The sequence below is a fragment of the Nonomuraea sp. NPDC049625 genome (assembly GCF_040675285.1).
In the GTDB taxonomy this organism is placed as follows: domain Bacteria; phylum Actinomycetota; class Actinomycetes; order Streptosporangiales; family Streptosporangiaceae; genus Nonomuraea; species Nonomuraea angiospora_A.
The window spans coordinates 90,487-110,777 of the sequence record NZ_JBFAOQ010000023.1; the positions used below are offsets into that span (position 1 = coordinate 90,487).

The following is a 20,291-nucleotide window of genomic DNA, read 5'->3' on the forward strand; positions in this document are numbered from 1 at the left end:
TTCCCCGGGGCCGGATAATTTCCTGTCGTGCGGTCAGAGAGATGCCATTCGCGGGAGCCGGCGGAAAAGGCGCGCCGGGAGAACTTCCCGGTGGCCTCCCGGCTGCTTCCGCGCCGGCACCGCGACCACCTCATGGCTCTGTACGGCTTCGCGCGCACGGTGGACGACCTCGGCGACGAGGGACGCCCCGGCGACCGCCTGAGGCTGCTGGACGAGGTCGAGGCCGACCTCGCCCGGCTGTACGACGGCCACCCGCCACGGCTCGGGCCGCTCCGCACGCTGGCCCGTACCGTCCAGGAGTGCTCGATCCCCGCCGAGCCGTTCCGCCGCCTCGTCGAGGCCAACCGGCGCGACCAGACGGTCACCGGCTACGAGACGTTCGACGAGCTCCTGGGCTACTGCGAGCTGTCGGCCAACCCGGTCGGCCATCTCGTCCTGTACGTGTTCGGCGAGGTCAGCGGCCCCCGGCTGGCCCTGTCCGACAAGGTGTGCTCGGCGTTGCAGGTCATCGAGCACTGCCAGGACGTCGGCGAGGACCACCGGCGCGGCCGCGTCTACCTGCCGCAGGAGGACCTGCGCCGGGCGGGCTGCCCGATCGGCGACCTCGCGGCGGCGGCCACGTCACCGCGGTTGCGCGAGGTGGTGGCCGTGCAGGCCGGACGGGCCGCGACGATGCTGGCCGAGGGGGAGCCGATCGTCGCCTCCTTGTCCGGCTTCGCCCGTACGGCGGTCGCGGGCTACGTCGCGGGAGGCCACGCCACCCTGGCCGCGCTGAGCGGCGCCCGCTACGACGTCCTGGGCCGCGCCGTCCGGCCACGCCGCGTACGCCTGCTCGGGGCGTGGGCGCGTGTCCTCATGACCATGAGCCGGCCCGACGCGGGTCTGCGACGACTGCCGTCGGCATGAGAGGGCTGCCCCTGTGATGACGATCGCGCCGGTGGCGGTGGTCGGCGGCGGCCTGGCCGGCATCACGGCCGCCCTCGCGCTCGCGGAGGCCGGCTGCCCCGTGACGCTGTACGAGGCCCGCCCGAGGCTGGGCGGCGCCACGTACTCCTTCCGGCGCGGCGGGCTGACGGTGGACAACGGCCAGCACGTCTTCCTGCGCTGCTGCACGGCGTACCGGGGACTCCTGGAACGGCTCGGCGGCACCGCGCTGGTCGACCTGCAGAGCCGCTTCGACGTGCGGGTGCTCGGCGCGGCGGGCCGGTCGGGGCGGCTGCGCCGCGCCGCGTTGCCCGGCCCGCTCCACTTCGTGCCCGCGCTCGCGCGATACCGCCTGCTCGGGCCGGGCGACCGGCTCCAGGCCCTGCGCGGCTCGCTCGCGCTGAGCAGGCTCGACCCGGCCGACCCGGCTCTCGACACGGTGACGTTCGGGAGCTGGCTGGCGGCGCACGGCCAGCGGGACCCGGTACGGCAGGCGCTCTGGGACCTGCTCGCTGTCGCGGCCCTGAACACGGGGGTCGAGGAGGCCGCGCTCGGCCCGGCGGTGAAGGTGTTCAAGACGGCCATGCTCGGCCGGCCGGACGCCGCCGACCTGGGCATCCCCCTGGTGCCGCTCGGCGAGCTGCACGACACCGCCGCCAGGGCCGCCATCGCGGGACGCGGCGGCGCGGTGCGGCTGTCGGCGAAGGTCACGGCCATCGAGCCGGGCCCGGCCGTCGTCGTGGACGGCGTCCGGGTCCAGGCGTCGGCGGTCGTCCTGGCGACGCGCCACGAGCAGGCCGCGAAGCTGGTCCCCGCGGAGGCGGCGCCCGCCCGGGACGGATGGGGCGCCCTGGACGCGAGCCCCATCATCAACGTCCACGCGGTCTACGACCGGCCGGTCATGCGGGGGCCGTTCGTCGCGGTCACCGGCTCGCCCGTGCAATGGGTGTTCGACAAGACCCGGGTCGCCGGGCTCGGCGAGGGGCAGTACCTGACGGTGTCGGTGTCGGTCGCGGACACGTGGATCGACCGGCCGACCGCGGACCTGCGCGAGACCTTCGTCCCGGCGCTGCGCTCGGTGTTCCCGGCCGCGCGCGAGGCCAGGATGACCGACTTCTTCGTCACCAGGGAACGGCGCGCGACGTTCCGCCAGGGCCCCGGCAGCGGGGCGCTCCGACCGGGGAGCGCCACCCGGTGGCCCGGCCTCTATCTCGCCGGCGCCTGGACCGACACCGGCTGGCCGGACACGATGGAGGGCGCCGTACGCAGCGGGCTGCACGCCGCACGCCTGGTCAGACAGCATGTGCGAGATCAGGAGAGCGTGTCATGACCCTGACCCTGCCGCCGGCGGAGGCCGCCCGCGAGCTCGTCGAGCCGGTGCTGCGCGAGGCCGTCGGCCGCCTCGACCCGCGTATCGCCCGCGTCGCCCGCTACCACTTCGGTTGGACCGACGGCGACGGCCGGCCCCGCGCGTCCGGTGGAAAGGCGCTGCGGCCCACGCTCGCGGTGCTGTCGGCCCGGGCCGCGGGAGCGGACATCGAACGGTGCCTGCCCGCCGCCGCCGCGGTGGAGCTGGTGCACGCGTTCTCCCTCCTGCACGACGACGTCATGGACGACGACCCGGTGCGCCGGCACCGTCCGGCCGCCTGGACGGTCTTCGGCCGCTCCCAGGCGATCCTCTGCGGCAACGCGCTGTTCGCCCTGGCCCTGGAGCTGCTGCTGGAACAGGGCGGCCCCGGCTACGCGGCGGCCGCCCGCGCGCTCAACCATGCCACGCTCTCGCTCATCGCGGGTCAGGCCCTGGATCTGGAGTTCCAGGACCGCGGCGACGTGACGCGGGAGGAGTGCCTGCTGATGTCGCGGCACAAGACCGCCTCGCTGCTCGCCTGCGCCTGCTCGATCGGCGTCACGGCGGCAGAAGGTCCGGCCTCGCTGGCCGGCGCTCTGGACGCGTTCGGCACCGAGGCCGGTCTCGCCTTCCAGCTGACCGACGACCTGCTCGGCATCTGGGGACGACCCGAGGTGACGGGCAAACCGGTGCTGGCCGATCTGCGGGCCCGCAAGAAGAGCCTGCCCGTGGTCGCCGCGCTCACCAGCCGTACGGAGGACGGACGCCGCTTCGCCGAGCTGCTGGCCAGGCCCGGGGAGCTGACGGAGGCCGACCTGCGCGACGCCGCCGACCTGGTCGAGCAGGCGGGCGGCCGGGCCTGGGCCGAGCTGGAGGCCGGGCGGCGCTTCGACGCCGCGACCCGATGCCTCGACGCCGCGGACCTGCCCGCGGACGTGCGCGCCGAATTCCTGCACATCGCCCGATTCATCACATCCAGGGACCACTGACATGACCACCCTCGAGACGACGCCGAGCCTGCTCACCGACGCCGAGCACGCCCTCCGGGCCGCCTGCGATCACCTGATCGGCCTGCGGTCCCCGGAGGGCTGGTGGAAGGGCGAGCTGCAGACGAACGTGAGCATGGACGCGGAGGATCTGCTGCTGCGGCAGTTCCTCGGCATCCGCACCGAGGAGGACACGGCGGAGGCCGCCCGGTGGATCCGTTCGGAGCAGCGGGCCGACGGCACCTGGGCCAACTTCCACGAGGGGCCCGCGGAGCTGTCCACCACGGTCGAGGCGTACACCGCGCTGCGGCTCGCGGGCGATCCGCCTGACGCGGAGCACATGCGGGCCGCGTCGCAGCAGGTCCGGGCCATGGGCGGGATCGAGGCGAGCCGGGTGTTCACGCGGGTCTGGCTGGCCCTGTTCGGGGAGTGGTCGTGGCGGGACCTGCCGGTCATGCCGCCCGAGATGATCTTCCTGCCCTCGTGGTTCCCGCTCAACGTCTACGACTGGGCCTGCTGGGCCAGGCAGACGATCGTGCCTCTGACCGTCGTGACCGCGTACCGGCCGGTGCGCCGGCTCCCGTTCGAGCTGCCCGAGCTGCGGACCGGCCGGGCGCCGCACCGTGCCGCGGGCGGGGGCTGGGAGGCGGTGTTCGGCGCGCTGGACCGGGCGTTGCACCGGTACGAGCGGCGCCCGTCGCGGGCCCTGCGGCGGGCCGCGCTGAGGCGCGCCGTCGACTGGGTGGTCGCCCGCCAGGAGGCGGACGGCTCCTGGGGCGGGATCCAGCCGCCGTGGGTGTACTCGATCATCGCGCTCCACCTCTCCGGCTACGACCTGGACCATCCGGTGATGCGCAAGGCGATCGGGGGGCTCGACCGGTTCACCGTCCGCGACGAGAAGGGGCGCCGGTTGGAGGCGTGCCAGTCCCCCGTGTGGGACACGGCGCTGGCGGTCAACGCGCTGCTCGACGCGGGCACCCCCGCCGACCATCCGGCCGTCACCGGGGCCGCCGACTGGCTGCTGCGCGAGGAGGTCACGAGGTCGGGAGACTGGGCGGTGCGCAGGCCGGGCCTGCCGCCCGGCGGGTGGGCGTTCGAGTTCGACAACGACGGCTATCCCGACATCGACGACACCGCGGAGGTCGTGCTCGCGCTGCGCCGGCTGGACCGCCCCGGCGCGCGGCCGGCGATCGAGCGCGGGGTCCGCTGGATGGCCGGCATGGCGAGCGCCGACGGCGGCTTCGCGGCGTTCGACGCCGACAACGACCGCGCGCTCTGCACCAAGCTGCCCTTCTGCGACTTCGGCGCGGTGATCGACCCGCCGTCCGCCGACGTCACCGCGCACGTCGTCGAAGCCCTGGCCAAGGAGCGGCCCAGCTCCCCCGTCCTGCGCAGGGCCGTGATCTGGCTGCTCAAGGCGCAGGAGGAGGACGGATCGTGGTTCGGCCGCTGGGGCGCGAACCACGTCTACGGCACCGGGGCCGCCGTGCCCGCCCTCGTCGCCGCGGGGGTCCGTCCGGGGCATCCCTCCGTACGCCGCGCCGTCGCCTGGCTGGAACGCCACCAGAACGACGACGGCGGCTGGGGCGAGGACCTGCGCTCCTACCGCGACCCGGCCTGGATCGGCCGCGGGGCCTCGACCGCCTCGCAGACCGCCTGGGCCCTGCTGGCCCTGCTCGCCGCCGGCGAACGCTCCCCGGCGGTGGAAAGAGGCGTGCGCTGGCTGGTCGAGCGGCAGCGGCCGGACGGCACCTGGGACGAGCCGTACTTCACCGGCACGGGCTTCCCCGGTGACTTCTACATCAACTACCACCTCTACCGGCTCGTCTTCCCGATCAGCGCCCTCGGGCGCTACCTGCGCCGCGACCTGGAGCTCTCATGACCGGACTGCTGATCTGCGCCGCGCTCGGGATCGAGGCCCGCGCGGTCAGGCGCGGCCTGCCGGCCCACCTCGCCAGGGTCGTCGTCACCGGGATCGGCCCGCGGCGGGCGGCCCGCGCGGCCGCGGGCCTGGCCTGGCAGGAGGCGGTGGCCGTGGTCGGTTTCGGCGGTGCCGCCGGCAGGAGCCTGCGGCCCGGCGACGTCCTGGTGGCGAGCGAGGTCCGGTTCAGGGGACGCGTCCATCCCTGCCCGTCGGCTCCCTTCCTCGCCGGCGAGCTGGCCGACGCCGGCCTGCCCGCCCAGGTCGGGCCGCTGGTCACCGCCGATCACGTGGTCCGCGGCGCGGAGCGGCACCGCCTGGCCGCGGAGGGTGCGTACGGCGTGGACATGGAGACCGGCCCGCTGGCCCGCGCCGCCGCGGGGCGCCCGCTGGCCGCCGTGCGGGTCATCGTCGACACGCCGGAGGCGCCGCTGCTGAGCCTGGCCACGCTCACCCGCGGCGTGGCCGCCCGCCGCACGCTCGCCGCCGTCGGCCCCGTCCTGGTGCGCTGGGCGGCGCTGCTACCCGAGGAAGTGCTGTCATGACCATCCCAATCCGGCAGAGCCTGCGCGTCGGCGGCTACATCCTGGGCCAGCGGCTGCGGGGACGGACCAAGTTCCCGCTGCTGGTGGAGCTGGAGCCGCTGTTCGCGTGCAACCTCAAATGCGCCGGCTGCGGCAAGATCCAGCATCCCGCCGACGTGCTGAAGCAGCGCATGCCGGTGGAGCAGGCCGTCGCCGCCATCCAGGAGTGCGGCGCCCCCATGGTGTCCATCGCCGGCGGGGAGCCGCTCATGCACCCGCAGATCGGCGAGCTGGTCCGCCGGCTCGTCGACATGAAGAAGTACGTGTTCCTGTGCACGAACGCGCTGCTGATCCCCAAGAAGATCGACGAGTTCGAGCCCTCGCGGTACTTCGCCTGGACGGTGCACATCGACGGCGTGCGCGAGCGCCACGACGCCGCGGTGTGCAAGGAGGGCGTCTTCGACGAGGCCGTTGCCGCCGTGCGCGAGTGCCGGCGGCGCGGCTTCCGGGTCACCACCAACACGACGTTCTTCTCCACGGACAGCCCGCGGACCGTCATCGAGGTGCTCGACTACCTCAACGACGAGCTCGCCGTCGACCAGATGATGATCTCTCCCGCGTACGCGTACGAGAAGGCGCCCGTACAGGACCGGTTCATGGGCGTGCGGGAGACGCGCGCGCTGTTCCGCGAGGCCTTCGCCGGCGGGAGACGGCGGCGCTGGCGGTTCAACCACTCGCCGCTGTTCCTGGACTTCCTGGAGGGGCGGATCGAGCTGCCGTGCACCGCCTGGGCCATCCCGTCGTACTCGCTGTTCGGCTGGCAGCGACCGTGCTACCTCATGGCCGACGGGTACGCGCGGACCTACCGCGAGCTGATCGAGGACACCGACTGGACGGCCTACGGCCGGGGCCGCGACCCCCGGTGCGACAACTGCATGGCGCACTGCGGATACGAGCCGACCGCCGTCCTGGCCACGATCGGGTCGCTGAAGGAGTCACTGCGCGCCATCAGGAGCGGCTGACCCCTCCATGCGCCCGAAGCGTCGCGCGAGCACCCGGAACGCGCCGGGCGCCGCGCCGCGCAGCCTGGCCGGCACCCGCAGCCAGCCCGGCACGAACGACTCCGGCCGCCCGTCCCTGATCGCCGCCACGATCGCCCGCGCCACCCGCTCCGGCGCGATCGGCGCCGGCCGGCCGCGCGTGTAGGGGACGCCGCGCCGTACGAAGAAGGGGGTGTCCACCACCCCGGGCAGCAGGACGGACACGCCGACGCCCGGCACGTGATGCAGCTCATGGCGCAGGCTCTCCGCGAAGGCCATCAGCCCCGCCTTGGTCGCCGAGTACACGGCCTCCTGCGCCACGCCCACCGCCCCGGCGATGGAGGCCACGAACACGAGGTGCCCGCGGCCCGCGGCCACCATCCCCGGCAGCAGCAGCCGCGTGAGCGCGATCGGGGCGGCGAGGTTGACCGCCAGCAGCTGCTCGACGCTGCCGGCCGGCATCCGTACGAACGGCCCCGCCCACCCCACGCCGGCGTTGTTCACCAGGACGTCGACGTGCCCGCTCCGCTCGGCCAGCTCCTCGGCCTGGGTGGTGACGTCGCACACCAGCACGCGCCCGCCGGTGGCCGAGGCGACGGCCGCCAGCCGCTCGCGGTCGCGCCCGGCCAGCGTCAGCCGCGCACCGGTGCCCGCCAGCGCCCGCGCGGTGGCCGCGCCGATGCCCGAAGAGGCGCCGGTGACGAGGACGTGGGCATCGGCGAGCCTCATCGCGTCACCTGTTTTCCGTAACTGTGCGTATCAGGACGTACAGTCGTGTGCTTTCCACTCCCACGCCGTCCCAACCGGCCACGGGGCAGGTCACGTACGCGTCGCGGCGGCGACGATCGTCGCCGCGAGCGCCGTTCGGTGGTCCTTCGCCCAGGGCGGCCCCAGCGCCGCGCGCGGACCGTACAGGACCTCGCCGGCCCGCTCGGCCAGGATCCCGGCCGCCTGGTCCGCCACGTCCTTGGCGTCGTAGAAATGGACGGCCCAGCCGCGCTCGTGGGCGAGTTCGGCCAGGATCTGGCGGTACATGACGGAGTCCGCCCGGGCCTCGTACGGCACGCGCCGCTGGACGGCGATGTCGTCGGGGAAGTCGAGCGGCCAGGCCCGGAGCGAGAGCGAGACGATCGGTCCGGGCAGCGCGGACGCGAGCTCGTCCAGCGAGGCCGACGTCGCCCGGGCCGCCGACGCCCGCACGCGGGCCACCAGTTCGGAGGCCGCGGCATCGTCGAGACGTCTGCCGTCGTGGTGGATGGGCGCCGCCGGCACGCCGGGCTCGATCAGCTCGATCCGCCGGCGGTCCACCACCTGGTGGTCGGCCGATGCCGTGACCGCCACGGCCCAACCGAAATGATGGGCTATCCCCACGCGCATGGCTCCGATTATGCTCCCGCCCGCCCCTTTCGGCCCGGGACGCGGGGCCGCGGGCCGCGCCTTGGGCGACGGCACGGTATACAGAATCGACGATGGCGTGCCGCGGCCGTGTTTCCGCCGGTGATTTCCGACCACGCCCCGGACGGTGCCGCCGTCGGCCCGGCCGCCGCGTCCCACCCTCGCCCCGGCCCGCGCCGGACGCGCTCGCGGGGCCGCGGGGAGGACGGACGAATCATGCGGGACGGCGGGCGGTTCGTGCCCGTGAGCGTCGAGACGCTGATCAGCGGCACCGCCGGGCGGCGGCGGAACCCGCGCGAGTCGCGTGCCGGCCCGCCGCGAGAGATATCGCCGCGGCGAATTTCAGCGCAGGCGTACGACGGGCGAAAATTTAACGGCAGATTTACCCGCGGTTGGAATTCACCGTCGAGGCAGTTCGGCGAAGTCGTGAGAATTGTTGGTGTCGTCGTGTACACCGAGCGTGGTAATCGCTGCTTTCCTCATATTTCCAAGATAAATGCCAAAGCCCTGTCAGGCAATAAGCCGGCCTACCGAAATATGGCCAATTATTCATTCTGAATCGACGGACAATGCCGCGCTGATTTCCCGGTCGCCGACGCGGATCTGGACGGCCGCCAAGGCGGTGAGCGCCTGCTCCTCGAGCTGGCGGAACCCCCGGCGGCGCGCGTCGTTGAGCGCCTCGTGGCCGTGGGCGGACGCCTGTTCCAGGTTCCCCAGATCGCAATGGGCGCCGGCCAGCCCGATGAGGGACTCCAGCCGGGGCTGCCAGTTGCCGACCTCGCGGGCGATGGCCAGCGCTCTGCCGTGCTCCTCGGCGGCCTGCTCCGGGCGCCCGAGATACGTGCGTACGGTGGCCCGGGTGTTGAGCGTGTCGGCCTCGGCCCGGCGGTCGCCGATCGCGACGGACAGCTCCACCGCGCGGTCGGCGAACTCCAGGGCGCTGTCGTACCGGCCAGCGTCACGGTGGACCGCGGCCAGCGTGTTCAGGACGAGGACCTCGCCGTAGCGGTTGCCCGACTGGCGGAAGATGGGCAGGGCGCGGTCGAGGTAGTCCAGCGCGCGGTCGAGTTCGCCGAGATCGTGGTAGATCTCGCCCATGTTCTCCAGCGCGATCGCCTCGCCGTTGCGGTAGGCGGCCTGCTGGTAACGCGCCAGGGCCTCGTGCTGGAGCTCGGCCGCCCGCGCCAGTTGCCCCTGGCTCCGGTAGACCATGCTGAGGTTGGCCAGGCTGGTGGCGTGGATGGTGCGCTGGCCCGTCTGCCGGGCGATGGCGATGGCCTGGCTGTAGTGGTCGGCGGCCTCCTGCAGGGAGCCCAGTTTCCAGTGCACGTTGCCGAGGTTGTTGAGCACCGCGCACTCGCACTCGCGCCACCCGGAGCGCTGGGCGAGCTTCAGCGCCTGCGCGTAGTGGCTCAGCGACTGCGGATGCATGCCCCGGCTCTGGTAGACCTGCGCCATGCTGAGCTCGGTGGCGGCCTGGGCGGTGAGATCTCCGTCCAGGCCGGCGGCCGAACGGGCGGCCTCGGCGACGGCCTGCCAGTCGTTCGGGTCGCGCCGCAGCGACAGGTAGCCGCGCAGCGTGTCGGCCAGCCGCCAGGCCACCTCCCGGGGGCCGTGCGCGGCGGCGTACGTGATGGCCGCGATGAGGCCGGAGCGCTCCGCGTCGAGCCACGCCAGCGCGCTCGCGGGCCCCTCGAACGTCAGCGGGGACTGCCTGCGCGGCGGTCCCGCCAGCTGCAGGGCCTGCGGGTAGAGCAGGCGTTTGGCCTCGTCGGCGACCCGGAGATAGAAGTCGAACAGGCGCGCGAGCGCGCTCGTCCGCTCGGCCCCGTTCGCGTTGTCCCGGGCGTAGAGCCTGATCAGGTCGTGGAACCCGTACCGGCCCGGAGCGGTCTGCAGGATCAGGTGCGTGCGCTCCAGGCGGTCCAGGGCCCGCCGCACCTGATCGGCAGGGGCGGCGGCCAGCGCCGCGGCGGCCTGCGGGGTGAGGTCGGGGCACGGGCTCAGGCCCAGCAGCCGGAAGAGGCGCTGGTCCGGCTCGTCGAGGGCGGCGTACGACAGGTCGAACGCGGCCCGCACGGCGGCCCGGCCGTCCCCGTCGACCTGCAGGGCGTTCAGGCGGTCGCTTCCCGCGAGCTCAGTGACGCCGTCGATGATGGCGCGCGTCGGCTGCCGGGACAGGTTGATCGCGGCGATCCGCAGCGCGAGCGGCAGGTAGTCGCACAGCAGCGCCAGCCTGGCGGCGGCGTCCGCCTCCTGACGTACGCGGTCGGCCCCGAGGATCCGGGCCAGCAGGGTCCGCGCCTCGACCGGGTCCAGCACGACCAGCGGGAGCGGCCGGGCGCCGTCGAGGGCGACGAGCCCGTTCAGCCGGTCCCGGCTGGTCACCAGGGCCAGGCAGTCGGTGGCGCCGGGGAGCAGCGGGCGGACCTGCTCCGGCGTCGCCGCGTTGTCGAGCAGGACGAGGACGCGTTTGCTGGCCAGGAGGGTCCGGTACAGGGCGGCCGCCTCGTCCGCGTCCGCGGGCACCTGCTCGGGGGCGACCCCGAGGGAGCGCAGCAGGCGGGCCAGCGCCTGCTCCGGCCGCATCGGCGGCCCGGTGGCGAAGCCGCGCAGGTCGACGTAGAGCTGGCCGTCGGGGAAACGATCGCGGATCCGGTGCGCCCAGTACAGGGCCAGGGCGGTCTTGCCGACCCCGGCGGCGCCGGTGATCGCGATCGTGACCGGCGTGCTCGTGTGGTCCTGAACGTGCTCGTCCAGCCACCTGAGCTGCCCGGCCCGGCCGGTGAAGTCGGAGACGGAGCGCGGCAGCTGCGCCGGCACGGCGGGCGGCGCGGGTCCGGCCGCCAGGACGCGATCGGGCTGCGGCAGCAGCACCGGGTCGTTGCGCAGGATGGCCACCTCGAGCCGCTGGAGTTCGAGGCTGGGGTCGATGCCGAGCTCGTCGGCCAGGCGGCGGCGGGCTCTCCTGGCCTGCTCCAGGGCCGTGTGCGTCTGCCCGCTGCGGTACAGGGCGATCATCAGCTGGCACGTCAGCCGTTCGCGGAACGGATGGCATCGGGTCAGCTCGGTCAGCTCGTCCAGCAGCTGGCGGTGGCGGCCGAGCCGTAACCCGGCGTCGATCTTGTCCTCCAGCGCCACCAGCCGCGACTCCTCCAGGCCGCTGCCCAGGCGCTCCTGGGTCTCCGGAGGCGCCGCCCCGGCCAGCACGGGACCGCGCCACAGGCTGAGGCCCTGGTCGAGCAGCGCCACCCGGCGCTCGTCGTCGGGTTCCGCCCGGGCCCGCTGCACCAGGCCGCGGAAGCGATGGGCGTCGATCCGCTCCGGGTCGGTGCGCAGGACGTATCCCGCGCCCTGCGCCGTCAGCGTGGCCTCGGCCTGGGCGGGGTCGGCGCGGGCCAGGATCGAGCGCAGCTGGGAGACCGACACCCGGATCGCGTGCTGTGCCGTACGCGGGCGGGACCCCGGCCAGTTCAGCTCGACCAGCCGCTCCACCGTGACGGGATGGTTGGCCTCCAGAGCCAGAACCGCGAATGTCAGCCGCTGTTTGCGTGGGCCCAGTACGACGCGCTGCCCGTCCGAGTAGGCTTCGACGGCGCCGAGCAAGCGGAACTCCAACATGAGTCACACTCCGGTTTGGATTTCGCTCTCATGGTCTGTCAGGCGTTGGGGTTTCTCAAGACCTCGAAATCAGTCTCCGACGGCGCTTTGATCGGACTCTGAAGTAACTATGAACGCCCTCTCCCACTATTTACTCGGAGCCAGAACAATGACGCTGAGGGTGGGCAATGGCTGATTTTCCGGCTGTCGCGGAGGCGCCGCCGCCGCGGACCTTTCGGCTGGCGCACGCTTCACGGGGCGCGGTCATGGACTCGGCCCGGCTGGCGCTGCCCTGCGCGATCACCCGTGAGTGGGCCTGGGGGTCGGCCACCGGCTCCGGCGTGCGGGTCTGCCTGATCGACAGCGGGGTAGACGCGCCCCACCCGGTCTTCACCAGGCCCATCACCCCGCTCGCGGTGACGGGTGACGGCCTGGAGGTCGTGCCCGACGAGGTCGGCGACCAGGCGGGCCACGGGACGGCCTGCGCGGGCGTCATCCGGGCCATGGCCCCGGACTGCGAGCTGACCAGCGTCCGCGTGCTCGGCAGCGGGCTTCATGGCCGCGGCGAGGTGCTGCTGGCGGCGCTGGAGTGGGCCATCGAGCAGCGCTTCTCCCTGGTCAACCTGAGCCTGTCGACGCGTCGCGCCGAGCACAAGGAGGCCCTGCACGATCTCGTGGACAGGGCGTTCTTCGCCGGGGTCACCATCGTGGCCTCCGCCCACAACCGGCCGGTGCGCAGCTATCCGTGGCACTTCCCGAGCGTGATCTCGGTGGGTTCGCACACCTTGGCGCTCGCCGAGCACATCGAGTGCAACCCGGAGCCCCCGGCCGAGTTCTTCGCGCGCGGGATCGGGGTGGAGGTGCCGCTGCCCGGCGGCGGGACCTCGCGCCTGACCGGCAACAGCTTCGCCACACCGCACATCACCGGGCTGTGCGCGCGCGTACTGCAGCGGCACCCGGGCCTTGCCACCGGCCAGCTCAAGCACGTGCTGGCGGCCGTCGCGAACAACCGGACCTGAGGAGGCCACCATGGGCGTGGGCATCCCTGATTCCCTGACCTCCTCGCTGGGGAGGCTGTTGCGCCCCACCGAGCACGACGAGTTGCTGAGGTCGGCCGTACGGCTCGCCCGGCTGACGTTCTCGGCGTCGGCCGCGTCGGTGTTCCTGTACGACGAGGAGCGCGACCGGCTGGTGTTCGAGGCGTCGTCCGGGGAGGGCGAGGACCGGCTGCTCGGGGTGGCCATCCCGACCGGGCGCGGCGTCGCCGGGTGGGTGTTCCAGACCGGCGAGACCGTGCTGCTCAGCGACGTCCAGGAGGATCCGCGCTTCGACCGGGAGTTCGCGCAGAGCACCGGGTACGTGCCGAAGGTCCTGATGGCGGCCCCGCTGGAGCTGGAGGACCGCACGATCGGCGTGATGGAGGTGCTCGACCCGGCGCTGCAGCGGTTCGGGGAGATGGCGGCCATCGACCTGTTCACCGAGCTGGCCGCCCAGACGGCGATCACGCTCACGCTCATGGCCGCCGCCCGCTCGCTGACCCGGAGCGCCAGGGAGGGCCTCACCCCCTGGAGCCGGCTGGAGATCGCGCTCAGCCGTACGGAGGCCTCCGACACCGCGGTGGACGAGCTGCTCAACGCGCTGAGCAAGTTCGTCACCGCCACCACGGGCCACGGAGCGACCTGATGCATCTGGCCGAGATGGCGGTGCTGCGCGCCGTGCCCGCCGCGGGCGTCTTCCTCGCCCTCACCCGCCGCTGTCCGCTGTCGTGCGCGCACTGCTCGACGGAGTCCGCCATGGACGGCGCGGAGCACGCGGAACGGCCCTTCCGGCGGCTGGTCGCGTCCTTCACCAGGCAGGAGCGTCCGGAGTTCATCGCCATGTCCGGGGGTGAGGCGCTCCTGCGGCCGCGGCTGGTGCGCGACCTCGCCGACTCGGCGCGGCTCTCGGGGACGAGGTCGTACCTGCTGTCCGGGCTGTACTTCGCCCGCGACGGGCACGCGGTGCCGCCCGCCCTGCGGGCGGCCATCTCGGCGGTCGATCACTTCGCGGTCAGCCTCGACCGCTTCCACGAGCGGGAGGTGAGCAGGCGCGCGGCCTTCCGGGTGCTGCACGAGATCCGTTCCTGGGGGCCGCAGGTGAGCGTGCAGATCACCGGGGACGGCGGCGCTGACCCCTACGTCGCGGATTTGGTGCGCGAGGTTCGGGAGGAGTTCGCCGACCAGGTGCCCATGCTCGTGGTGCCGCTCCGGCCGGTCGGGCGCGCGAAGACCCTGGACGGCCCGCGCGCCGGCCCGAAAACCCTGCCCGCCGTGCCCGCGCCCGCGCCGTGCGAGATGGCGGCCTGGCCGCTGGTCACCTACGACGGTACGGTCCTCACCTGCTGCAACGACGACCTCGCCGCGGCCGCCCGCCCGCCGCACCTGGTGCTCGGGCACGCCGATGAGGATCCCTGGCCGGTGCTGCGCCGGCGCCACCTCGACCGGCCGCTGGCGCGGGCCGTGCGGATGTTCGGGCCGCGTTACGCGAAGGCGCGGTTCGGATCGGGCGCCGCCGCTCCCGGCTACTGCGACGTCTGCGTCACCCTGCATCAGGACCGCGGGCTGGGCGAACGGGTCGCCGGGTATCTGGACTCGCCTGCCGGTCCGGCGATGGAGGGCGCCGTACGCGGTCTCGTGGAACGGCACGGCCCGTACGGCTTCGCCCGCCGCCACGGCATCACGCGCTACAGCGAGCTGGTGACGCTCGGCTGGGAGGGTCGGGAGCGGTGATGCGCCGGTTGAGGCTAGCGGACATCGAGCGGCTGCGACGTACGCGTGGCCGCACCGTGCTGCTCTACCTCACCGATCGGTGCCCGGTCGGGTGCGCGCACTGTTCCGTCGCCGCGCTCCCGGCCGGCCCGCGCATCACCGACCACCGCCTCTTCGCGGACATCCTGGCGGGGATCTGCGCCGAACCCGGCATCGAGGCCGTCGCGATCTCCGGCGGCGAGCCGTTCGCCGAGCGTCGCGGGCTGATCCTCGCCGTGGACGCGTTCGCGGACGCGGGCAAGGACGTCGTGCTCTTCTCCAGCGGCCACTGGGCGTCGGGGCCCCGATGCCCGCGGTGGATCACGCGGGTGCTGGAACGGTCCTCGACCGTGATCCTCAGCACGGACAGCTTCCACCAGGCCGCCGTCGACCGGCGGCGGTTCGCCCGCGCCGTCGCGCACGCGGCGCGGGCCGGCTGCCACATCGTCCTCCAGCTCCTGGACGAGCCCGGCGCGGTGCCGTTGGCCGAGGGGGTCCTCCGTGACACGCTGGGGGACGACTGGTCCCGGCGCGCGGAGATCACGCTGATCACCCCGCTGCGGGCGGGCCGGGGCAGCGGCGTCTTCGCCATCGGGCGCCGCCACGGCGTCGCCGCGCTGGGCGCGTGCCCGCTGACCGCGTCGCCGACCGTCCGCTACGACGGCGTGATCACGGGCTGCTGCAACGAGAGCGTCATCACGGGCGGCGGCCCTCAGGGACTGCGGCGGCGGGCGACCGGCGCGGCCGAGGTGCGCGCCGCGCTGGCCGCGTTCCGCGACGACCCGCTGCTGCGCGCCGTCGGTTCGGTCCGGCCGGACGACCTGGTACGGCTGCCGCCGTTCGCCGCGCTCGCCCGCGCCCGCTACCCGGACGTCTGCGGCCTGTGCTGGCGCCTGCACGAGACCGCCGGCGACGACGGGGCCCGGTTGCTGACCGCCCTCATGGGCCGGGGAGGCGGGACATGACCACCAGCCTGCGTCTAATGGCCAAGATCGACCTCGTCATGCCCGCGCTGCTGGCCAGGACGGAGCGGATGTGGCGGCATCCCGCACCGCGCGAGCTCTACCTGGAATGGCTCAGGGCCCTGCACGGCATGCTGCGCGCGACCGTACCGCTCATCCTCGACGCCACCACGGCGTGCCTGGCCCGCGACGACGAGATCGCGCGGGGCGTCGCCGCCTATCTGGCCCGGCACGTGCACGAGGAGTACGGCCACGACCAGGACGTGGTGAACGACTACGCCCGCGCGGGAGGCGACGCCGGGACCCTGTTCACGGACCCGCCGCCACCCTGCGTCGCCGCGGTGGTCGGCAGCCAGTACTACTGGATCAGGCACGCCCACCCGGTGGCGCTGCTCGGGCACGTCGCCGTCCTGGAGGGCTACCCTCCCCCACCCGATCTGGCGCCCCTGCTCTCCCGGCGCACGGGCCTGCCGCTGGACGCGTTCCGCACGCTGGTGACCCATGCCGTCCTGGACGGCACGCACCGCGAGGAGCTGTGGCGCGCGATCGACGGGCTCCCGCTCACCCCCGAGGCGGAGTCGCTGATCGGCCTGAGCGCACTCAACACGGCATACGGCCTGGCGCAGCTCGTCGACGCCGTCCAACTGCGCGCGAACGCCGCAGGAAAGGAGAGGTCATGGCGACCATCGACCAATTGGAAGCCGCCGGCTTCGACCTGACGACCGCGTCAGAGGAGCAGATCGCGGTGCTGCAGTCGCTCAGCGACGAGGAACTCCAGGTGCTCGCCTCCATCAAGGCGCGCATGGAGGACGCCGCGGACGTCGAAGCGCATGCGTACGCGAGCGGCGGCTGGTGCTGGTGACCGGTGATGCGACCCTGCGCTCAATGCGGCGGTGAGAACCCCGCCGCCGCCCGCTTCTGCATGTCGTGCGGCGGCGCCCTGTCCCCCGCGTCCGCCTCCCGCACCACCCTGCGGTTCGTGACCGTGCTCTTCGGCGACGTGGCCGGCTCGACGGAGCTCGCGCGCGGCCTCAGCCCCGAGGTCTGGCAGGGCACGCTGGCCACGTACTTCGCCGACGTGAGCCGGGCGGCGACCGAGCAGGGTGGCCGGGTGGAGAAGTTCATCGGCGACGCCGTGGTCGCGGTCTTCGGGGTGGAGGCCACCCACGAGGACGACGCGGTCCGCGCGGTGGAGTGTGCCCGGGTCTCCCTGGAGAGGATCGCGCGCCAAGCCGCCGACCTGCGCCGTACGCGCGGGGTGGACTTCTCGGTCCGCTTCGGGATCGCCTCGGGACAGGTCGCCCTCTCCGAGCGGGACTCCTCGTTCGCGATCGGCGAGGTCATGAACCGCGCCGCCCGGCTCCAGGCCGCCGCGCCGGCCGACGGCATCGTCATGGACGTGCGGACCTGGCTGCTCGTACGGGGAGCCGTACCCACCAGGTCCATCGAGCCGATCGCGGCCAAGGGCTTCAGCCGGCCGCTGCGGGCCTGGCAGATCGCCGACACCCCTGGAGGACACGCCGACGAGCCGCGCACCCCGATGGTGGACCGCCGTTCCGAGCTGGACGAGCTCGTCGCCGCGCTGCGGGACGGTCTGCGCCGGCCGGGCGTCCCCGCCGTGGTGCTGTCCGGCGAGCCGGGCGTCGGGAAGTCCCGGCTGGTGGCCGAGGCGGCGCGGCGGATGGCGCCGGACGCGCGGTTCCTGGCCCTGCGCTGCCGGCGCGACGGCCGGCGGCTGGGCTACTGGCCCCTCTACCAGCTGGCCGAGGCCCTGGGGGGAGACGTGCCGAGGGGGCAGGGGCCCCAGGGCAAGGAGGAGATCTTCTGGACGCTGCGGGAGCTGCTGCGGGAGGCGGCGGAGCGGCGTCCGGTCGTCCTCGTCCTCGACGACTGCCAGTGGATGTCCCCGGCGGTGCGGGAGTTCGCGGAGGGCCTGGACGATCCGGACCTGGACGTCCGGGCCGTGCTGATGCTCAGCGGCCGGGTGGACGAGCCGCCGCTGACCCGGGGGCCGGTGACCACGCTGCGCGTCCCGCCCCTCGGCCCGGCGGACGCCCGGGAGCTGGCGGAGACCGTCGCCGCCCGGCTCGGGCCGGTCCCGCTGAGCGACGACCTCGCCCGCCGCAGCGCCGGCAACCCGCTCTACCTCGAACAGCTCGTCCACCTGCAGGTGGACGCCGAAGGCCGGACCGATCTCATCGCGCCGAGCGCGGAGGCGGCGGTGGGCGCCCGCCTCGACCAGCTGGGCGTGGACGCCCAGCGGCTGCTCGCCATCGCCGGCGCGCTCGGCGGCGGCTGCGTCGCCGGGGATCTGGAGAAGGTCGCCGCGGCCCTGGACCCGCCCCTCGACCAGACCTTCGACGAGACGCTGGCCCAGCTGCTCGGCGACGGGCTGCTGGTCACCCGGGCGAGCCCGGCCGGCGAGCTGGAGGTCGAGTCGCCGGTCGTCGCCGAGGTCGCGTACGGCAGGCTGCCGCTCGCCGACCGCGCCCACGTGCACGCCCAGGTCGCGGACCTGGCCGAGGCCCGCGTCGACCGCCATCCGTCGGAGATCGAGCTGTGCGCCCTGCACGCCGGGCGCGCGCACGCGGCCTGGCTCGAACTGCGCCCGGGCGGGCCGGAGGAGCGGCACGCCGCGGCCCGCGCGGCGCGTGCTCTGTGCTCCGCCGCCCAGTTCGCGGTCTCGCGCGGCGACCTGTCGATGGCGCTGCAGACCGCGAGCCAGGTCTCCCCGCTCGACTCCGGCCTGCCCGGCCTCGAACTGGAGATCGCGGCCGTCGAGACGTACGCCACGGCCGCCGCCGGGCGGGCGGACGAGACCCTGGCCCGGATCGCGGAGGCCAGGAAGCGCTGGGACACCGACGACAATCTGGCGGCCGCGGTGCAGCTCACCCTCAACGAGGCGGTGGCCCGCTCCACGATGACCGGGCGATGGCACCGGTCCCTGATCGGCCAGGCGCGCGAGCTGGCGTACCGGGCCGACGACCCGGCGGCGTACGCCAGGGTGCTGCTGCTCGAAGGCATCGGGCACATGGAGGACGGCGACTACGTGACGGCCGAAGCCGTGCTGCACGAGGCGTTCGGCCACGCGCGGCGGGCGCGCTGGTGCTTCGGCGCCACCGAGATCCACGGGAACCTGGCGCTCTGCCTCGCCTACGGCGACACCCCCGCCCCGGCGGCCACGGCGATCTGCGCGCAGCTGCACGCCGAGCTCAAGGACGCCCACACGGTACGCGCGGCCGTCGGCTGCCCGGCGGCCCTGCTCGCGGACATGACGTGCGACTCGGCCGCCGCCACGAACCTGCTCGACGAGGGCCGGTCCATCCTGGCCGGGATCGGGCACCAGCCCGGCCTGGCCGGGCTCGACATGTTCCGCGCGACCCTCGCGGAACGGCACGGCGACCACGACGGCGCCGGGCAGGCCCTGGAGCGCGCCATCCGGCGGTTCGACGCGATCGGGTTCAGCGCGGGCGCGCAGTCGGCCCGGCTCTGGCACGCGACGTTCGGCGGGTACGGCCCTCCCGGCGCAGGCACGCCTGTCGTACAGAACGGGGAGGGCCCGCCCGACACAAGCCCGCCCAGTGCGCAGAGCGCCGGCAGCTGGGACGTCGAGGTCCTGATCGAGCAGGCCGCCGCGGCCGCCGCGCTCCGCGAGGGCCGCCCGGACGCGGCGGCCGAACACGTGGCCCGCGCCGGCGCCCGCCTCGACGGGGTGCGCGGCGCGGGCGCCCGGATCACGCCCCTGCTCGTGTCGCTGCGGCTGGCGGTCGGCTGCCGGGACCGCGGGCTCGTCGACCGGGTGGCCGGCCTCACAAGGGCGGACGCCGAGGTGAAACGCGACGTCAGAGCCCTGCGAACGATCGGCGCGCTCGTATGAGCCGACTATGAACCGACTCTGAAGCCCCTCCCTGACGATCGTAGAGACGGCACCGAGGAGGTGGGCGAATGAAGCGGGCGGCGGAATCCGAGATACTGCCGGGGACGGTCCTGGAGGACACGGCGGAGCGCTGGCTCCAGTTCGGTCTCACGCCGATTCGGGAGCGGTCCGGCGACCTCTACGCGGAGCTGGCCGGGACCGCCCGGCAGGCCGTCCGCGACGGGCTGGCCCGCGACTTCTTCTTCATGCACAAGCCCCCCGGCCTGCGCATCCGGTTCCGGCCGGCGTCGCCCGAGCTCGACCCGCTGGTGCGCGACCGGCTGACCGCCTGGCGGCGGGACGGCGTGCTCGGCGACTGGCGTCCCGGCGTGTACGAGCCGGAGACGTACCTGTTCGGCGGGCCGGAGTCGATGCGCAGCGTCCATCGGGTCTTCACCGCCGACTCGCTGGCCTGGCTCGACTACCACCGGCTCCGCCTGGCCGGTCACGACCCCGGGCCCTCGTGGGCGATGTCGCTGCTGCTGCTCCGGTCGCTGTTCGGCGCGCTGCAGATCGTGGGCTGGGAGGATCTCGGGGTCTGGGAGCGGGTACGACGGCACCGTCCCCTCGCCGCGACCGCTGTCGCGGATCCGCGGTTCGCGCGGCTGGCCGCCGCGCTGCGAAAGGTCTGGCCGTCGCCCGACGCGCTGGCCGCCAAGCTGTCCCCCGAGGCGGCGGACCTCGCCGAGGACCACCGGCAGGTCGTCCGGCAGGAGGGCGAGCGCTGGTTCCGCGACTACTTCGAGAGCGGATCGGCCGCCATGGGACCGCGCGCGGTGGCGTCGTACCTGGTCATCTTCCACTGGAACCGGGCGAAGCTGCCGTCGGTGCGGCAGGCCCTGATCGCCGAGGCACTGCTGGCCCGTGAAGAGGGTGACGCGCGGTGACC

At 74.0% G+C, this 20,291-nt stretch carries 18 protein-coding genes; 15 read left to right on the top strand and 3 right to left on the bottom strand.

Annotation, left to right across the window (positions count from 1 at the left end; translation table 11 throughout):
* Positions 1 to 27 precede the first annotated feature (27 nt).
* From hpnC to hpnH, 6 genes are read left to right on the top strand one after another with little or no spacing between them, the layout of a single operon-like run.
* On the top strand, positions 28 to 906 hold the full coding sequence (hpnC, locus tag AB0J87_RS56145; protein ID WP_363982649.1) for a squalene synthase HpnC: 879 nt from the start codon (positions 28 to 30) through the stop codon (positions 904 to 906).
* 16 nt (positions 907 to 922) lie between these two features.
* On the top strand, positions 923 to 2,254 hold the full coding sequence (hpnE, locus tag AB0J87_RS56150) for a hydroxysqualene dehydroxylase HpnE (protein WP_363982652.1): 1,332 nt from the start codon (positions 923 to 925) through the stop codon (positions 2,252 to 2,254).
* Complete coding sequence (locus AB0J87_RS56155; RefSeq protein ID WP_363982655.1) at positions 2,251 to 3,261, top strand: polyprenyl synthetase family protein; 1,011 nt, start codon at positions 2,251 to 2,253, stop codon at positions 3,259 to 3,261. The genes hpnE and AB0J87_RS56155 overlap by 4 nt, the downstream gene beginning before the upstream one ends.
* Before the next feature lies 1 nt (position 3,262).
* Entirely contained in the window at positions 3,263 to 5,140 is a 1,878-nt protein-coding gene (gene shc / locus AB0J87_RS56160; RefSeq protein ID WP_363982658.1) for a squalene--hopene cyclase, read from the top strand.
* Complete coding sequence (locus tag AB0J87_RS56165; protein ID WP_363982661.1) at positions 5,137 to 5,724, top strand: hypothetical protein; 588 nt, start codon at positions 5,137 to 5,139, stop codon at positions 5,722 to 5,724. Before shc ends, AB0J87_RS56165 begins: the two co-directional genes overlap by 4 nt.
* Positions 5,721 to 6,725, top strand: coding sequence for an adenosyl-hopene transferase HpnH (gene hpnH / locus AB0J87_RS56170; protein WP_363982664.1), 1,005 nt, complete (start codon positions 5,721 to 5,723; stop codon positions 6,723 to 6,725). The genes AB0J87_RS56165 and hpnH overlap by 4 nt, the downstream gene beginning before the upstream one ends.
* Here hpnH and AB0J87_RS56175 read toward each other — a convergent pair.
* Positions 6,699 to 7,472: an SDR family NAD(P)-dependent oxidoreductase gene (locus AB0J87_RS56175; protein ID WP_363982667.1), complete on the bottom strand. Its 774-nt coding sequence runs from the start codon at positions 7,470 to 7,472 to the stop codon at positions 6,699 to 6,701. The two genes, hpnH and AB0J87_RS56175, sit on opposite strands and share 27 nt — an antisense overlap.
* Positions 7,473 to 7,562: 90 nt before the next feature.
* Positions 7,563 to 8,120, bottom strand: coding sequence for a hypothetical protein (locus AB0J87_RS56180; RefSeq protein WP_363982670.1), 558 nt, complete (start codon positions 8,118 to 8,120; stop codon positions 7,563 to 7,565).
* A 261-nt stretch (positions 8,121 to 8,381) separates the two neighbouring features.
* Between AB0J87_RS56180 and AB0J87_RS56185 the strand changes: the two genes are divergently transcribed.
* Entirely contained in the window at positions 8,382 to 8,696 is a 315-nt protein-coding gene (locus AB0J87_RS56185; protein WP_363982673.1) for a hypothetical protein, read from the top strand.
* Here AB0J87_RS56185 and AB0J87_RS56190 read toward each other — a convergent pair.
* On the bottom strand, positions 8,688 to 11,759 hold the full coding sequence (locus AB0J87_RS56190; RefSeq protein WP_363982676.1) for a BTAD domain-containing putative transcriptional regulator: 3,072 nt from the start codon (positions 11,757 to 11,759) through the stop codon (positions 8,688 to 8,690). The genes AB0J87_RS56185 and AB0J87_RS56190 overlap by 9 nt on opposite strands.
* Positions 11,760 to 12,004: 245 nt before the next feature.
* Between AB0J87_RS56190 and AB0J87_RS56195 the strand changes: the two genes are divergently transcribed.
* From AB0J87_RS56195 to AB0J87_RS56230, 8 genes are all read left to right on the top strand, one after another.
* Positions 12,005 to 12,757 carry a S8 family serine peptidase gene (locus AB0J87_RS56195; RefSeq protein ID WP_350732988.1) on the top strand — a complete coding sequence of 251 codons (753 nt, stop codon included), beginning with the start codon at positions 12,005 to 12,007 and terminating at the stop codon, positions 12,755 to 12,757.
* Between the two features lie 10 nt (positions 12,758 to 12,767).
* Positions 12,768 to 13,421 (top strand): GAF domain-containing protein, encoded by a 654-nt coding sequence (locus AB0J87_RS56200; protein ID WP_363982680.1) that lies wholly within the window; start codon positions 12,768 to 12,770, stop codon positions 13,419 to 13,421.
* Positions 13,421 to 14,506, top strand: coding sequence for a hypothetical protein (locus AB0J87_RS56205; protein WP_363982683.1), 1,086 nt, complete (start codon positions 13,421 to 13,423; stop codon positions 14,504 to 14,506). The genes AB0J87_RS56200 and AB0J87_RS56205 overlap by 1 nt, the downstream gene beginning before the upstream one ends.
* The gene (locus tag AB0J87_RS56210) at positions 14,506 to 15,489 is read left to right on the top strand and encodes a radical SAM protein (protein WP_363982686.1); all 984 of its coding nucleotides are present in this window, start codon (positions 14,506 to 14,508) and stop codon (positions 15,487 to 15,489) included. Before AB0J87_RS56205 ends, AB0J87_RS56210 begins: the two co-directional genes overlap by 1 nt.
* A gap of 17 nt (positions 15,490 to 15,506) precedes the next feature.
* A complete protein-coding gene (locus AB0J87_RS56215) occupies positions 15,507 to 16,205 on the top strand; it encodes an iron-containing redox enzyme family protein (RefSeq protein WP_363982689.1) in 699 nt (232 codons plus the stop codon).
* A complete protein-coding gene (locus AB0J87_RS56220; protein ID WP_350732996.1) occupies positions 16,163 to 16,348 on the top strand; it encodes an aroma-sacti cluster domain-containing protein in 186 nt (61 codons plus the stop codon). The genes AB0J87_RS56215 and AB0J87_RS56220 overlap by 43 nt, the downstream gene beginning before the upstream one ends.
* Positions 16,349 to 16,354: 6 nt before the next feature.
* Positions 16,355 to 19,363, top strand: a complete 3,009-nt coding sequence (locus tag AB0J87_RS56225) for an AAA family ATPase (RefSeq protein WP_363982692.1) — start codon at positions 16,355 to 16,357, stop codon at positions 19,361 to 19,363.
* A gap of 68 nt (positions 19,364 to 19,431) precedes the next feature.
* Entirely contained in the window at positions 19,432 to 20,289 is an 858-nt protein-coding gene (locus AB0J87_RS56230) for a thiopeptide-type bacteriocin biosynthesis protein (protein WP_363982695.1), read from the top strand.
* Positions 20,290 to 20,291: the final 2 nt, after the last annotated feature.

Coding starts and splice junctions, on each gene's coding strand:
- hpnE (WP_363982652.1), top strand. CDS start 923: ATGACGATCGCGCCGGTGGCGGTGGTCGGCGGCGGCCTGGCCGGCATC.
- AB0J87_RS56155 (WP_363982655.1), top strand. CDS start 2,251: ATGACCCTGACCCTGCCGCCGGCGGAGGCCGCCCGCGAGCTCGTCGAG.
- shc (WP_363982658.1), top strand. CDS start 3,263: ATGACCACCCTCGAGACGACGCCGAGCCTGCTCACCGACGCCGAGCAC.
- AB0J87_RS56165 (WP_363982661.1), top strand. CDS start 5,137: ATGACCGGACTGCTGATCTGCGCCGCGCTCGGGATCGAGGCCCGCGCG.
- hpnH (WP_363982664.1), top strand. CDS start 5,721: ATGACCATCCCAATCCGGCAGAGCCTGCGCGTCGGCGGCTACATCCTG.
- AB0J87_RS56175 (WP_363982667.1), bottom strand. CDS start 7,472: ATGAGGCTCGCCGATGCCCACGTCCTCGTCACCGGCGCCTCTTCGGGC.
- AB0J87_RS56180 (WP_363982670.1), bottom strand. CDS start 8,120: ATGCGCGTGGGGATAGCCCATCATTTCGGTTGGGCCGTGGCGGTCACG.
- AB0J87_RS56190 (WP_363982676.1), bottom strand. CDS start 11,759: ATGTTGGAGTTCCGCTTGCTCGGCGCCGTCGAAGCCTACTCGGACGGG.
- AB0J87_RS56195 (WP_350732988.1), top strand. CDS start 12,005: ATGGACTCGGCCCGGCTGGCGCTGCCCTGCGCGATCACCCGTGAGTGG.
- AB0J87_RS56200 (WP_363982680.1), top strand. CDS start 12,768: ATGGGCGTGGGCATCCCTGATTCCCTGACCTCCTCGCTGGGGAGGCTG.
- AB0J87_RS56205 (WP_363982683.1), top strand. CDS start 13,421: ATGCATCTGGCCGAGATGGCGGTGCTGCGCGCCGTGCCCGCCGCGGGC.
- AB0J87_RS56210 (WP_363982686.1), top strand. CDS start 14,506: ATGCGCCGGTTGAGGCTAGCGGACATCGAGCGGCTGCGACGTACGCGT.
- AB0J87_RS56215 (WP_363982689.1), top strand. CDS start 15,507: ATGGCCAAGATCGACCTCGTCATGCCCGCGCTGCTGGCCAGGACGGAG.
- AB0J87_RS56220 (WP_350732996.1), top strand. CDS start 16,163: ATGGCGACCATCGACCAATTGGAAGCCGCCGGCTTCGACCTGACGACC.
- AB0J87_RS56225 (WP_363982692.1), top strand. CDS start 16,355: ATGCGACCCTGCGCTCAATGCGGCGGTGAGAACCCCGCCGCCGCCCGC.
- AB0J87_RS56230 (WP_363982695.1), top strand. CDS start 19,432: ATGAAGCGGGCGGCGGAATCCGAGATACTGCCGGGGACGGTCCTGGAG.